Source organism: Aeromicrobium piscarium (genome assembly GCF_007421815.1).
GTDB classification, from domain to species: Bacteria; Actinomycetota; Actinomycetes; order Propionibacteriales; family Nocardioidaceae; genus Aeromicrobium; species Aeromicrobium piscarium.
On sequence record NZ_VLNT01000001.1, the window covers coordinates 186,820 to 200,138 of the forward strand.

14 protein-coding genes and 1 pseudogene are annotated in these 13,319 nt (G+C 68.4%); 6 read left to right on the forward strand and 9 right to left on the reverse strand.

Annotation, left to right across the window (positions count from 1 at the left end; translation table 11 throughout):
- The first annotated feature begins 131 nt into the window (after nucleotides 1–131).
- Nucleotides 132–782, forward strand: coding sequence for a phosphate signaling complex protein PhoU (gene phoU / locus FNM00_RS00955; RefSeq protein ID WP_143911144.1), 651 nt, complete (start codon nucleotides 132–134; stop codon nucleotides 780–782).
- Between the two features lie 71 nt (nucleotides 783–853).
- Here the strand turns inward: phoU and FNM00_RS00960 are convergent, their stop codons facing one another.
- Complete coding sequence (locus FNM00_RS00960) at nucleotides 854–1,429, reverse strand: hypothetical protein (protein ID WP_143911145.1); 576 nt, start codon at nucleotides 1,427–1,429, stop codon at nucleotides 854–856.
- Between the two features lie 100 nt (nucleotides 1,430–1,529).
- On the opposite strand from FNM00_RS00960, the gene FNM00_RS00965 reads away from it, so the two are divergent.
- Nucleotides 1,530–2,015: a CarD family transcriptional regulator gene (locus tag FNM00_RS00965; RefSeq protein WP_143911146.1), complete on the forward strand. Its 486-nt coding sequence runs from the start codon at nucleotides 1,530–1,532 to the stop codon at nucleotides 2,013–2,015.
- 90 nt (nucleotides 2,016–2,105) lie between these two features.
- On the opposite strand, the gene ispF is transcribed toward FNM00_RS00965, so the two are convergent.
- On the reverse strand, nucleotides 2,106–2,582 hold the full coding sequence (gene ispF / locus FNM00_RS00970; protein ID WP_143911147.1) for a 2-C-methyl-D-erythritol 2,4-cyclodiphosphate synthase: 477 nt from the start codon (nucleotides 2,580–2,582) through the stop codon (nucleotides 2,106–2,108).
- 163 nt (nucleotides 2,583–2,745) lie between these two features.
- On the opposite strand from ispF, the gene FNM00_RS18705 reads away from it, so the two are divergent.
- The 3 genes from FNM00_RS18705 to rlmB all read left to right on the forward strand — a co-directional run bounded on the left by FNM00_RS18705 (nucleotide 2,746) and on the right by rlmB (nucleotide 5,628).
- Entirely contained in the window at nucleotides 2,746–3,201 is a 456-nt protein-coding gene (locus FNM00_RS18705; RefSeq protein ID WP_185972910.1) for a hypothetical protein, read from the forward strand.
- A gap of 67 nt (nucleotides 3,202–3,268) precedes the next feature.
- Entirely contained in the window at nucleotides 3,269–4,681 is a 1,413-nt protein-coding gene (cysS, locus tag FNM00_RS00980; protein WP_143911148.1) for a cysteine--tRNA ligase, read from the forward strand.
- Complete coding sequence (gene rlmB / locus FNM00_RS00985; protein WP_143911149.1) at nucleotides 4,681–5,628, forward strand: 23S rRNA (guanosine(2251)-2'-O)-methyltransferase RlmB; 948 nt, start codon at nucleotides 4,681–4,683, stop codon at nucleotides 5,626–5,628. Before cysS ends, rlmB begins: the two co-directional genes overlap by 1 nt.
- 15 nt (nucleotides 5,629–5,643) lie before the next feature.
- On the opposite strand, the gene FNM00_RS00990 is transcribed toward rlmB, so the two are convergent.
- The 3 genes from FNM00_RS00990 to FNM00_RS01000 form a co-directional block, all read right to left on the reverse strand.
- Nucleotides 5,644–6,501 (reverse strand): cupredoxin domain-containing protein, encoded by an 858-nt coding sequence (locus FNM00_RS00990; RefSeq protein ID WP_143911150.1) that lies wholly within the window; start codon nucleotides 6,499–6,501, stop codon nucleotides 5,644–5,646.
- A 132-nt stretch (nucleotides 6,502–6,633) separates the two neighbouring features.
- Nucleotides 6,634–7,941 carry a sensor histidine kinase gene (locus FNM00_RS00995; protein WP_221933531.1) on the reverse strand — a complete coding sequence of 436 codons (1,308 nt, stop codon included), beginning with the start codon at nucleotides 7,939–7,941 and terminating at the stop codon, nucleotides 6,634–6,636.
- A 2-nt stretch (nucleotides 7,942–7,943) separates the two neighbouring features.
- Nucleotides 7,944–8,621 (reverse strand): response regulator transcription factor, encoded by a 678-nt coding sequence (locus FNM00_RS01000; RefSeq protein ID WP_143911152.1) that lies wholly within the window; start codon nucleotides 8,619–8,621, stop codon nucleotides 7,944–7,946.
- Nucleotides 8,622–8,894: 273 nt separating this feature from the next.
- On the opposite strand from FNM00_RS01000, the pseudogene FNM00_RS19605 reads away from it, so the two are divergent.
- Nucleotides 8,895–9,020: pseudogene (locus FNM00_RS19605) on the forward strand (MarR family transcriptional regulator); the annotation flags it as partial.
- A 180-nt stretch (nucleotides 9,021–9,200) separates the two neighbouring features.
- On the opposite strand, the gene pstB reads toward FNM00_RS19605, so the two are convergent.
- The 4 genes from pstB to pstS all read right to left on the reverse strand — a co-directional run bounded on the left by pstB (nucleotide 9,201) and on the right by pstS (nucleotide 13,195).
- Complete coding sequence (gene pstB / locus FNM00_RS01010) at nucleotides 9,201–9,980, reverse strand: phosphate ABC transporter ATP-binding protein PstB (protein ID WP_143911153.1); 780 nt, start codon at nucleotides 9,978–9,980, stop codon at nucleotides 9,201–9,203.
- 5 nt (nucleotides 9,981–9,985) lie between these two features.
- A complete protein-coding gene (gene pstA, locus FNM00_RS01015) occupies nucleotides 9,986–11,062 on the reverse strand; it encodes a phosphate ABC transporter permease PstA (protein WP_143911154.1) in 1,077 nt (358 codons plus the stop codon).
- Complete coding sequence (pstC, locus tag FNM00_RS01020; protein ID WP_246065019.1) at nucleotides 11,062–12,006, reverse strand: phosphate ABC transporter permease subunit PstC; 945 nt, start codon at nucleotides 12,004–12,006, stop codon at nucleotides 11,062–11,064. The genes pstA and pstC overlap by 1 nt, the downstream gene beginning before the upstream one ends.
- A 100-nt stretch (nucleotides 12,007–12,106) precedes the next feature.
- Nucleotides 12,107–13,195: a phosphate ABC transporter substrate-binding protein PstS gene (gene pstS / locus FNM00_RS01025; protein WP_143911156.1), complete on the reverse strand. Its 1,089-nt coding sequence runs from the start codon at nucleotides 13,193–13,195 to the stop codon at nucleotides 12,107–12,109.
- Nucleotides 13,196–13,319: the final 124 nt, after the last annotated feature.

Consider the following 13,319-nt stretch of genomic DNA (forward strand, 5'->3'; position numbering starts at 1 on the left):
GATGATCGTAGGCCTGCCGTTCACCTGGTGTCCCCACGCCGGCCGTGGAGGCGGCAGGGTTTCGGCTGTCGTTCATGCGGCGTTCACCACGCGTCGCCGAGTGTTCACCCGCGCGGCATACGGTCGGCTCCATGCGTGACCAGTACTACGAGCAGCTCGACCGGATCGTCGAGGACCTCGTCTCCCTCACCACCACCGTGCGTCGAGCCGTCGCCGAGTCGACGACGGCCCTCCTCGATGCCGATACGACCATCGCCGAGCGGGTCATCGACAGCGGCCGCGATGTCGACGAGCTCATCGACGAGGTCGAGGAACGCGCCTTCGTGGTGCTCGCCACGCAGCAGCCGGTGGCCTCGGACCTGCGGCAGGTCGTCGCTGCTCTGCGGATGCTGGCGGACCTGCAGCGGATGAACGCCCTGGCGGTGCACGTCAGCAAGGTCGCGCGACGGCGAATGCCGGAGTCGGCCGTTCCTCTCGCCGTGCAGCCCACGATCCGATCGATGGCCTCGGTGGCCGACTCGATGATCGACCAGGCCTCGCGGATCGTCGCGAACCGCGATGTCACCGCCGCGGCTCGGCTGGAGCTCGAGGACGACACGATGGACCGGTTGCGCACCGAGCTGTTCCGCATCGTGCTCGACGACTCCTGGGACCACGGCCTCGAGCCGGCGATCGATCTGGCGCTGCTGGGCCGCTACTACGAGCGGCTGGGGGACCACGCCGTCAACATGGCCCGGCGCGTGGTCTTCCTGGTCACCGGCGAGCTGCCGGTCTCCGGCTGAGCCCCTCCCGCTCCACCGACAAGAACGGGCCGCCCCGAGGGGCGGCCCATTCTGTCAGGTATCGGAGGAGCTCATTCCGTGGATTCGAGGTCCGCGGCCTCGAGCTCGGCGAGCTGTTCGGGGCTCGGGGTCTGCGATTCCGTCGCGACCGAGGAGTACATCTCGCTTCGAGCGACGACCGGGACATTGAGCGAGACCTGCTGCCCGGATGAGAGATTGAGGGTCACCAGGGCGTAGCGACCCTCGACGACCTCGTCGTCCTCGACGATGATCTCGCCGTCGGCGCCCACCGGGGCCAGGAGCTCGGCGGTGAGCTCGATGCCATTGGGCAGGTCGACGAGCGTGGGAGTGCCTGACGGGGAGGCAGTGACATCGGTGCCGCTGGAGGTGACCTCCACCGACTCGACGACCTGATCCTCCGCGCGGGCGAGCAGGGCGCCGGAGAAGGTGGCGGTGCCGTCGCCATTGTCGACGAACAACCCGTTGTAGATCTGCACCGGCGCGTCGGTGTCGCGCAGATTGGCGCCGATCGACTGCTGATACTGCTGGTTGGTCTGCGCGCTGAAGCTTGTTCCGCAGGCAGACAGCACGAGCGGGGAAGCGGCGACCAGGGCGATGGCGGCGATGCGGCGTCGTCGAAGGCTCACGGTGTGCATCGTATCGGAGGGCGTGGCCGGGGGCGAAAACGGCCGGGAAGTACGTCCGAAACCCGTGATATCCTGGATGTCGAGGAAAGGTGCAATGTCTATGGCTTTCACTGTCGGCGAAACCGTTGTGTATCCGAATCACGGCGCTGCAGTCATCGAAGACATCGAGACACGAACGATCAAGGGGGAGATCCGCGAGTACCTCGTTCTGAGAGTCCTGGCGCAGAACGACCTCGTCGTGCGCGTCCCGGCGTGCAATGTCGATCTGGTCGGCGTGCGCGACGTGGTCGATGAGGCTGGTCTGGAGCGGGTGTTCTCGGTGCTGCGAGCCGAGCACGTCGAGGAGCCCACCAACTGGTCCCGCCGCTACAAGGCGAATCTGGAGAAGCTGCACTCCGGTGATGTGCTCAAGGTGGCCGAGGTCGTCCGCGACCTGTGGCGCCGCGACCACGAGCGTGGACTGTCGGCCGGTGAGAAGCGGATGCTCTCCAAGGCCCGCCAGATCCTCGTCTCGGAACTCGCGCTCGCGGAGAACACCAATGAGGACAAGGCCGAGACGCGACTGGACGAGGTTCTCGCGTCCTGAAGTGTCCTGACTGTCGAACGGCGCCGGATCAAGGGATCGGGCGCCGTTCGTCTTTTCTCATCACCCAGGTGATGCGCGCATCGCGGCCGTTCAGCCGAGGAGGAGCGCGGTGGCGATCGCCGCGATCCCCTCGCCCCGCCCAGTGAGACCCAGGCCGTCGGTCGTCGTGCCGGAGACCGAGACCGGGGCTCCGATCGTCTCGCCGAGGAGGCGCTGGGCCTCGGCTCGTCGCGAGCCGATCTTCGGACGGTTCCCGATCACCTGCACCGCGACATTGCCGATCTCCAGCCCTTCGGCGCGCACCAGTCGTGCGGTCTCGCCGAGGAAGACCAGCCCCGAGGCGCCGGCGAACTCCGGTGACGCAGTGCCGAATCGCTCCCCAATGTCGCCCAGTCCGGCGGCCGACAGGAGGGCGTCGACCATCGCATGGGCGGCCGCGTCGCCATCGGAATGCCCGTCCAGCCCGTTCTCGGCATCGGGCCAGTGCAGCCCCGCCAGCCAGAGCTCGCGGCCGGGAACCAGTCGATGCACGTCGGTGCCGATACCGATGCGGGGGATCGCAGCCATGTCGTCAGCGTAGTGGGCATTCGATCCCGGCCTGCCGTCCACAAGCGAGGCCGGGTTCCGCGTCATCCACAGATCTCTCGGCGCACCTGTCCGGGGGCGGTGACGCTGCCTAACGTCAGTGGAAAGGAATGACCGGATCGGTCACACTAAAGGGGTGTTGGGCATGGATCTGCAGACCTGGGTGTCGCTCTTCGCCATCGTGGCGAGCTTCGGCAGCCTCTACGTGATGCTGCGCCGCGAACTGGGCAGCTTCCGTGCCGAGCTCAAACGCGATATCGCCGATCTCCGGTCGGAGGTGAAGGAGGATATCGCCGGCCTGCGGTCGGAGGTGAAGGAGGATATCGCCGGCCTGCGGTCGGAGGTGAAGGAGGATATCGCCGGCCTGCGGTCGGAGGTGAAGGAGGATATCGCCGATCTCCGGTCGGAGGTGAAGGAGGACATTGCCGGCCTGCGGTCGGAGGTGAAGGAGGACATCGCCGACGCGCGGTCGGAGTCCCGAGCCGCATCGGCGTCCCTCGCGGAGCGGATGAATCGTCTGGACGATCGCGTGTACCTCCTGGCGACCGGGCTGCGTCCCTACCTGGAGCAGGCTCCGCAGGTCGGCGGCAGCGGCGCCTGACGATGCCGTGCTGGACCCTCCCGGCGCGTCGGCGGTCCACAGCCCCCCTGCCGATAGGGTTGGACCCGTGACCGTCCATCTGTATGACTCCGCGACCCGGCAGATCACGCCGCTCGACCCGGTGGTGCCGGGCCGCGTCGGGATCTACCATTGCGGGCTCACGGTGCAGGGGCCGCCGCATATCGGTCACATCCGCAAGGAGGTCGTCTTCGATGTCCTGCGGCGCTGGCTCGAGCGAGCCGGCTACGACGTGCGCATCGTCGCCAATGTGACGGATATCGACGACAAGATCATCGCCAAGGGAGCCGAGAGCGGTGAGCCCTGGTTCGCCGTCGCCTATCGCAATGAGCGCGCGCTCCACGCCGCCTACGAGGTCCTGGGGTGCGAACCGCCGACCTACGAGCCGCGGGCGACCGGCCACGTCCCGGAGATGATCGAGATGATCGAGACGCTCATCGAACGTGGGCACGCCTACGCGGCCGAGGACGGCTCGGGGGACGTCTACTTCGACGTCCGTTCCTGGCCCGCCTACGGCGAGCTGTCGAATCAGTCGATCGACGACATGCAGGAGGCGCCTGACGCCCCCGCCGACGGCAAGCGCGATCCTCGCGACTTCGCGCTCTGGAAGGGCCACAAGGAGGGCGAGCCGGAGTCCGCCTCCTGGCCGACTCCCTGGGGCCGTGGCCGTCCCGGCTGGCACCTGGAGTGCTCGGCGATGGCCGCCAAGTACCTCGGCCCGGAGTTCGACATCCACGGCGGCGGCCTGGATCTGCGTTTCCCGCACCACGAGAACGAGCTGGCGCAGTCGCGGGCCGCCGGTCAGCCGTTCGCGCGGGTGTGGATGCACAACGCCATGCTCAACCTCGGCTCGTCCAAGATGAGCAAGTCGGTGGGCAACACGCTCACCGTCGCGGAGGTCGTGAAGCGCGTACCCGCGATCGCCCTGCGCTACTACCTCGTTGCCGCGCACTACCGCTCGATCATCGAGTACAGCGAGGAGTCGCTCGCCGAGGCCGCCACCACGATGGCCCGGATCGAGGGCTTCGTGACGCGTGCGGCCGAGTTGGTCGGCCGATGCGACGACGGGGAGATCCCGCCGGCATTCGCCGAGGCGATGGACGACGATCTCTCGGTGCCGGCAGCGCTCGCGATCCTGCAGGACACCGTCACCACGGGCCAGCGGCTGCTCGGTGGCGGGCCGAGCGAGGACCTGCGTGCGGCCCTCGGGGCGGTGCGTGCCATGCTCGATGTCCTCGGCCTGGATCCACTGGACCCGCACTGGGGCTCGGGCCGCGATCAGGGGGCGGCGGACGCGGCGCTCGGTGCACTGGTCCAGCAGCTTCTCGACCACCGCGCCGAGGCGCGGGCCACCAAGGATTTCGCGGCCGCCGACCGCATCCGTGACCAATTGACCGCCGCGGGCGTCGCCATCGAGGACACCCCTCAGGGCGCCCGCTGGAGTGTGAAGGAGGACCGCTGATGGCCGGCAACAGCCAGCGTCGCGGCGCCATCAAGAAGACCGGCAAGGGCAACCCCACGGCCGGTTCCGGAGGCAGACGCCGCCGCGGACTCGAGGGCAAGGGACCGACACCCCGCGCCGAGGACCGCCCGAACCACAAGAAGTACAAGATGGTGCAGGCCGCCGAGAAGCGCGAGCGGGCCAAGCCCAAGCGCAAGCCGAGCGATGGCGGTGCCGAGTGGGTGGCGGGACGCAACTCCGTGGTGGAGCTGCTGCGCGCCACGGTGCCGGTCAATGCCGTGTACGTCGCCGAAGGCACCGAGCGCGATGAGCGCCTGCGTGAGATCTTCCGCCTCGCTGCCGAGCAGAATGTCTCGATGCTGGAGATCGGCCGCCCCGAGCTCGACCGGCTCACCGGCGGCGCGGTCCATCAGGGCATCGCGGCGAAGCTCGACGCCTACGAATACGCCCATCCCAACGATCTGCTGGAGATCGCCGCCGAGCGGGGGGAGCCGGCGCTCATCGTGGTGCTCGATAGCATCACCGATCCGCGCAATCTCGGGGCGATCGTGCGGTCGGCGTCCGGTTTCGGTGTCCACGGGGTCGTCATCCCCGAGCGCCGCGCGGCGCAGATGACCGCAGCGGCCTGGAAGACCTCGGCGGGCGCGGCAGCGCGGGTCAAGGTGGCACGGGCCACCAACCTGACGCGACAGCTCAAGGCGTACCAAGAGGCCGGCCTCATGGTGGTGGGCCTGGCGGCCGACGGAGATGTCGACCTCCCTGAGCTGGACCTCGCCGACGGACCGCTCGTCGTGGTCGTCGGCAGCGAGGGCAAGGGACTCTCACGGCTCGTCGGTGAGACCTGCGACCAGCTGGTCAGCATCCCGATGTCGAGCGACCTGGAGTCGCTCAACGCGGGCGTGGCCACCGGTGTCGCGCTCTACGCGATCTCTCGATTCCGGGCCTGAGGGGCGCCGCCCGGTTCAGCTGAGGCCGGGCAGCTCGCGACGCAACATCATCTGCACGATCGTCGCGGGCATGGCGTCGGCGGTGTTGGTCACGGTCACGCGCACGGCATCGCCGACGGTCTCGACCTCGGGGTCCGCGATCAGCTCGTCATAGGGACGCCCGCTCGGCATGGTGCCGTCCACGGCCTCGGCGACGCGATCGCCGTCGTCCTCGTCGCCGATCAGGCAGATCGTGCTCCGCGCCTCGCCGTCGACGTCCCGCACCCCCACCGCGTGCGGGGTCTCGGCCGGAGGGGCGACCAGAGCCGCCAGGGGATCATCGAGACAGTCGACGAGCGCCCTCGTGGTCTCATCGTCACCGGCCGACTCGTAGATGCGTGAGAGATCGCTGCCGATACCGCCGACGATCACGCGGTCGTCCTCGACCCGCAGTTGAGTCACGGGAACGGTGAGCCCGTTGTCGCCCTCGCCCTCATGGCTGAGGACCTCGTCACCGGACCAGCCGGCATCTCGAGCCGCGGCCGTCACCGCAGCGGGATCCTGCCCGCCGAGGACGAGCAGGATCGCCGACGGGCCCTCGCCGCCGTACAGGACGCGATCGGCCGCGGACAGATCGATCTCCAGCTCCTCGGCGAGATAGCGCTCGTAGCTGCCCAGCGGGCCCGCGACGGAGCCGGCTGCCACTTTCCACGGGTCATCGGCATCCTTGCCGGCGCTATCACGTACCGCGGCCCGATCGGACAGGCCGATCATGCCGCCCGCGGGAAGGGCAGACAAGTCCCCGGAGCTCGTGGACGGCTCCGGGTCGCTCGTACAGCCGGCGAGCAGGAAGGCGGAGATCGTCACGCCGGCGAACAGCCCCGGAACACGCATGGCATGAGTGTAGTGACGTCGTGTGGTGGGCAGCGGTAGAACCTCAACCCCATGGTGTGGTGATGAGGTTGACGGTCTACCGCCACGCGTGAGGTGAGATTGACGGTCTACCGCCGCCGGCGGGACGTGCGGTCAGGGCGCCGGTGTCTCGGGCGGGTGCACCGGCAGCTGGACGGTGAAGCGGGCGCCTCCGAGAGGACTGTCGTCGATGCCGACCCGGCCGCCGTGCGCGCGCACGACCTCGGCGACGATCGCCAGCCCGAGGCCGCTCCCGCCCGCGTCGCGGGCGCGTCCTTCATCCAGGCGGACGAAGCGTCCGAACACGCGCTCGCGATCCGCGGCCGCGATGCCGTCGCCGTCATCGTCGACCGTGATCGTCGCCCGGCCGTCCCCCTCGCTCACCGAGAACGCGACCGCTGTCCGGGCATGGCGGGCGGCGTTGTCGGCCAGATTGCGTACCACTTGGCCGAGCAAGCGTCGGTCAGCGTCGATCCGTGCCGGTGCGATCGCCGAGCCATCGACCTCGAGTCCTGCGGCGCGCAGGCGAGTCGTCTCGGCGAGCACCAGGTCGTCCACGTCGACCGGCTGACGCCGCAGCGCCAGCCCGTGTTCGTCGGAGCGGGCCAGGACGAGCATGGCCGAGACGAGACCGTCCAGCCGGTCGGTCTCGGCCAGCACGGTCGCCGGAAGATCCAGGTCCGCGGACGGATGGCGCTGGAGCACCTCGGCACTCTGACGCATGGAGGCGATGGGGGAACGCAGCTCGTGCGAGGCATCCGAGACGAACTGCCGTTGCTGGCGGGCGGATGCCTCCAGGCGCTCCAGCATCGCGTTCATCGTGCGGGCGAGACGCGGAATCTCGTCGCGTCCGGGCGGCACCTCGACACGTCGGGCGAGATCGCTCGCGCCGATCCCGGAGACATCCGAGCGCATCGTCTCGACCGGCCGCAACGACCGTCCCACCGTCGTCCAGGTGACACCCGCGACCACCAGCACCAACAGGGGCACCGCCACGAAGAGCAGTCCACGGGTGGCCGCGACGGAGTCCTCGACCTCGTCGAGCGGCACCCCGAGGGCCAGCACTCCGTCCTCGGCCGATGCCGTGACGACCACGTAACGGTCGTCATCGACCTCGATGGTTCGCTCGTCGCGATCCGGATCAGTGATGGCGGGAAGGCCGGCGGCCTCGTCGTTGGCCGCGAGCACCGTCCCGTCCTCGTCGAGCAGCTGGACGAGGTCGTCGTCATCGGCCTCGGCGATCCGCCCGTCGTCCTCGTCGAGTCCGGAGGCCAGTGCCTCGGCGGATCGCTCGGCGGTGTCGGCGAGTGACGAGGTGAGCGTGCGGTCGAGGGTCCAGAGGAACAGCGCCGCTCCGATGACGAGCACGACCGCGACGATCAGGCTCGCCCCCAGCGTGATGCGGGCGCGAATGGACGACATGGTCATCCTCCGTCCGCCGCGAGACGATAGCCGGCGCCGCGGACCGTCTCGATGGCTGTGCGGTCGAAGGGACGATCGACCTTGTTGCGCAGGTGGCGGATGTAGACCTCGACGATATTGGGGTCGCCGTCGAAGTCGAAGTCCCAGACATTGCCGAGGACATCGGACTTGGACACGACCTCGCCCTTGTGACGCAACAGATACTCCAGGACGGCGAACTCGCGCGAGGTCAGCTCGATCGACGTATCACCGCGACCGACGGCCCGGGTCGACGGATCGAGGGTCAGATCGCCGGCGGTGAGCACCGCCGGGCGGGCGCTCTGTCCACGACGCACGAGCGCGCGGATACGGGCGAGGAGCACATCGAAGGAGAAGGGCTTGGTGAGGTAGTCGTCGGCGCCTCCGTCGAGCGCCTCGATCTGGTCCCAGTCGCCGTCCTTGGCGGTCAGCATGAGCACCGGCGTCCACACCTCGTGGTGGCGCAGGGACTCGCACACCTTGAAGCCGTTGAGCCCCGGCAGCATGATGTCGAGCACGATCGCGTCGTAGCTGTTCTCGCGGCCGAGCCACAGGCCGTCGGTGCCGGTGTGGGCGACATCGACGGCGAACCCCTCGGCCTCGAAACCGGCTTTCAGCCCCGCCGCGAGCCGGACCTCGTCCTCGACCACCAGGATGCGCACGTCCCGATCCTCCCAGAACCTCACTGAAGGAGCGCTGAAGAGCGTCAGCATTCTCGCCGGTGGACTTTCCTTGGACTGTCGGTGCCCGGATGTAACTTTGTCGTCCTATCCTTTAACGAGCTCGTAGAGCATGAAAGGAAAACCCATGGGGAGCTGGGAACGTCCGTACTAGGAGTCCACGGTCGACTCTGGCGTTCCCCGCGCCGCGACGCGCTCTGGCGCTTACCGTGGCTCCGGACCTTCGTGACCGCTGCTGAGATCGCAGTGGCGAGGGTGCTCATGCATCTACCTGAGGCGCCGGTTCTCACCGCGACGACCCTCGCGAGGATCCTCGATGTTTCCTATCCGGCCGCCAGCGCGGCTTTGGATGAGCTTCGCCAGGCCGGAGTGCTGGCGACGAAGTCCAATGAACGAGGAACGACGGCGTTCATCGCGCGTGAGGTGCTCGATCTGGTGACGTGGTCAGAGCGAGCCTGGCGAGCACACGATTCGATACGCGACGTGCGGAGCCGGTCCGCCCGGTCCCCGCCCGTCCCCAGCGTTGAAGAACTCGTTGAGGGAGCGCCTCAACGGGTTGGGTCAGCCGAAGCGGCCCTGGATGTAGGCCTCGGTGGCGGGGTCCGCGGGATTGGAGAACATCGTCGAGGTGTCGCCGTGCTCGACGAGCTTGCCGGGTTGTCCCACACCCGCGAGGTTGAAGAACGCCGTGGTGTCCGACACTCGAGCCGCCTGCTGCATGTTGTGCGTGACGATGACGATCGTGTAGTCGGTCTTGAGCTCGTGGATGAGGTCCTCGATGATGCTCGTCGAGATCGGGTCGAGGGCCGAGCAGGGCTCGTCCATGAGTAGCACCTCGGGCTGTGTGGCGATCGCGCGGGCGATGCACAGCCGCTGCTGCTGCCCGCCCGACAGCCCCGAGCCCGGACGGTCGAGGCGGTCCTTGACCTCGTTCCACAGTCCGGCGCTGCGCAGCGAGCGCTCGACGATCTCGTCGGCCTCCTTCTTCTTCATCCGCTTGCTGTTCAGTCGCTGACCCGCCAGCACGTTCTCCGCGATCGACATCGTCGGGAACGGATTGGGTCGCTGGAACACCATGCCGATGAGCCGGCGCACGTTGACCGGGTCCATATCGTCGGCGTACAGGTCCTGGCCGTCGATGAGGACCTTCCCCTCGACGCGGGCGCCGCGGATCACCTCGTGCATGCGGTTGAGCGAGCGCAGGAAGGTCGACTTGCCGCAGCCGGACGGGCCGATGAAGGCCGTCACGGATCGCGCGGCGATGGGGATGGTCACGCCCTCGACGGCGAGGAAGTCGCCGTAGTAGATGTCGAGGTCGCTGACGTCGATGCTCTTGGCCATTGGATTTACCGCTCTCCCTTGGGGCTGAAGAAGTACGAGACGAGCCGTGCGCCGAGGTTCAGCAGCATCACGATGATGAGCAGCACGAGGGCCGCTCCCCAGGCGCGATCGATGCTGGGACCCGGCGGCACGCCCGGGACGATGATCGAGAAGTAGGTGAACACCGGCAGCGTGGCCATGCGTCCGTCGAAGAGGTTGAGATTGACCGAGTCGGTGAGTCCGGCGATGACGAGCAGGGGAGCGGTCTCCCCGATGACGCGGGCGATCGCGAGGGTCACGCCGGTCACGATCCCGGCCAGCGCGGTCGGGAGGACGACCTTGACGATCGTGCGCCACTTCGGCACACCGAGGGCGTAGGACGCCTCGCGCAGCTCATTCGGCACGAGCTTGAGCATCTCCTCACAGGAGCGCACGACGACCGGGATCATCAGCACCGAGAGCGCCACAGCGCCGCCGATGCCCATCCGCACACCGGGTCCGAAGAAGATGACGAAGAGCGCGTAGGCGAAGAGACCCGCGACGATCGACGGGATGCCGGTCATGACATCGACCAGGAAGCGGATCCACGCCGCCAGCCGCGTGCCCTCGCCGTACTCGATCAGGTAGATCGCGGTGAACAGACCGATCGGGATCGAGATCGCCGCGGCCGCTGCGGTGATCAACAGCGTGCCCATCAGCGCGTGATAGATGCCGCCGCCCTCGCCGACGATATTGCGCATCGAGTAGGTGAAGAACTCGTTGCTCAGCACGGGCGCGCCCCGCGAGATGACGGTCGCCAGGATGCTGCCGAGCGGGAACAGGGTGATCGCGAAGGCGGTCGACACGAGGAGTGTCACGAGCCGGTCGGTGGCCTTGCGGCGTCCCTCGACAGCCAGCGACCAGATCGGGATGACCGCCGCGACGCACCAGCCCACGAGCACGAGCCAGGATCCGAGGGGGCCGAAGACGCCCACGAGAGCCAGCACCACAGCGGCGGCGACCAGCGCACGCGGCGCCCAGCGGGGGAGTTGCCGGCCGCGCAGGCTCGAGGCGATCGGCGACGCCCCGGACTCGGGACGGGGGGTCTGCAGCGTGGAGGTCATCAGTTGGCTCCCGAGAAGTCCTTGCGGCGGTCCACGATGGCCCGCGCCGCGAAATTGACCCCGAAGGTGATGACGAACAGCACGAGTCCGGAGGCGATGAGCGCGTTGACGGTCAGTCCGGTGGCCTCATTGAAGGTCAGCGCGATATTGGCCGCGATCGTCGAGGGGTTCGTCGAGCTGATCAGGTTGAAGGTGACGACACCGCTGGCCGATAGCACCATCGCGACGGCCATCGTCTCTCCGAGCGCGCGGCCGAGGCCGAGCATCGAGGCGGAGATGATTCCCGAACGGGCGTAGGGGAAGATCGCCAACCTGGCCATCTCCCAGCGGGTCGCGCCGAGGGCCAGCGCAGCCTCCTCGTGTAGTCGAGGGGTCTGCAGGAAGATCTCGCGGCAGATCGCGGTGATGACCGGCAGCACCATGACCGCGAGCACGATCGAGGCGGTCAGGATCGTGCGGCCCGTGGCCGACGCGGGACCGGCGAACAGCGGGATGAACCCGAGATTCTCCTCCAGCCAGCGGTAGAGCGGTACGAGCGCCGGCGCCAGGAAGCTGATGCCCCAGACGCCGTAGACGACGCTGGGGACCGCGGCGAGGAGGTCGATGACGTAGCCGAGCGGGGCCGCCAGCTTCCGTGGGGCGTAGTGGGAGATGAACAGCGCCACGCCGATCGCGAGCGGCACCGCCATCGTCAGGGCGAGGACCGCGGCCAGCAGCGTGCCGAAGACCAGCGGGACGACGTAGTCCACGAAGGTGGTGCCGTGCTTGACGTCATCGGGCGAGGCGAGGATGCCGGGGATGCCCTCGGCGGTCAGGAACACCGCGACCCCGGCCAGGGTCGCGAGGATCAGCAGCGCCGCGGCGAGGGAGGTGCCGCGGAAGATCCGGTCACCCGGGCGGGTGGGCGTCGTCCTCCGTCGTTCGGGGGACTGGGTCGAGGTCACGATGGTGAGCCTTTCGGGGCGGTGCGGTCGTGCTGGGCGGACAACCCATGACCCCGGCGAACGAGAGATGCCTCGTTCGCCGGGACCAAGGCCTGTCCGATCAGCTGCCGATCGTGTCGATCGCGGTCTGAACCTTCTCGCGGAAGTCGTCGGTGAGCGGCGCCGAGCCCGCCGAGTCGGCCGCGGCCTGCTGACCGTCCTCGCTGACGACATAGGTCAGCCAGGACTTGACGAGCTCGGCCTTCTCGGCGTCGTCATAGGTCTGGCAGGCCATCTGGTAGGAGACCAGGACGATCGGGTAGACCCCGGCCTCGGTGGTCGCACGGTCGAGTTCGAGGGCGATATCGGTGTCCTCGCGCCCCTCCACCTGCTCGGCCGTGTCGAGGACGCGGGCCGCCGCCTCCTCGGTCGGGCCGACGTACTCCTCACCGACCTTGACGGCGACCTGGCCGAGCTCGCCGGCCTGACTCGCATCGGCATAGCCGATGGTGCCCTCGCCGGACTCGACCGCGGCCACCACGCCCGAGGTGCCGTTGGCGGCCTCACCGCCCTGCGTCGGCCAGGTCTCGACGACTCCCGCCGTCCAGGTGCCCTCGGATGCGGCATCCAGGTACTCGGTGAAGTTCTCGGTCGTGCCCGAATCGTCGGAGCGGTGGACCGGAGTGATCGCGCTGTCGGGCAGATCGGCATCCGGGTTGTCCTCGGCGATCGCCGGGTCGTTCCAGGTGGTGATCTCCCCGGCGAAGATCGAGCCGATCGTCGAGGGAGAGAGCTGCAGGTCCTCCACGCCGGGCAGGTTGTAGATCACGGCGATCGGGCTCACATAGGTCGGCACGGAGACGATCTGACCGCACAGGTCGTTGGCTTTGGTCAGCTCGTCGTCGTCGAGGTAGGCGTCCGAACCGGCGAAGTCGGTGCCGCCGTCCAGGAACTGCTCACGACCGCCGCCGGAGCCGATCGGGTCGTAGTTGACCGTCACATCGGAGTTCTCGGTCTGGAAGCCCTGCTGCCAGGCGGAGACGGCCGCCTGCTGAGAGCTGGCGCCGGCGCCGTTGAGCGTGCCGGACAGATCGCTGCTGCTGCTCTCGCCGCCGTCACCGGTCTCGTTCCCGGCGCCACAGGCAGTGAGGCCGAAGGCGAGCACGGCGCCTGCGCCGAGTGCCGCGGCCTTACGCATGGACTTGCTCATCACGGGCATTTCCTTCTCTGGATCCTATCGGTCGGGTCGGTCTCGACCCGTCGGATACGACGCTAGGGAGGCTAGATGTATCGCAACCCCAACGCGGGTGAACGGAAGGTGAACGATCGGCGAA